Source organism: Vibrio sp. 10N.222.49.C9, from assembly GCF_041474985.1.
GTDB classification, from domain to species: domain Bacteria; phylum Pseudomonadota; class Gammaproteobacteria; order Enterobacterales; family Vibrionaceae; genus Vibrio; species Vibrio crassostreae_C.
Window position 1 is genome coordinate 1 of record NZ_JBFRVD010000638.1, and the last position, 252, is coordinate 252.

Annotated in this window: 1 protein-coding gene; it reads left to right on the plus strand. The window is 40.5% G+C overall.

Annotated features, from left to right (window positions below):
- Positions 1 to 72 precede the first annotated feature (72 nt).
- Positions 73 to 252: NAD(P)H-dependent oxidoreductase (locus tag AB4585_RS24840; protein WP_372171413.1), on the plus strand; the 180-nt coding region annotated here is incomplete at its 3' end.

Here is a 252-nt window from a genome sequence, read left to right on the forward strand (position 1 = left end):
GTACTACACACACAATGAGTAGAGACCTAGAATACTCGTAATTCAAGTGTTAACCCTTTACGGAGTAGAGCAATGAGCAAGGTTTTAGTTATTTCTGGTCACCCAAATCTAGATTTGTCTTACACAAATAAAATCATCCTAGAGCAAGCAGAGAATAATGTGCACGATGTCCAAGTTCGTCGTCTAGACACGCTTTATCCAGACTTCCGAATTGATGTTGAGGCAGAGCAACAGGCATTACTTGATGCAGAT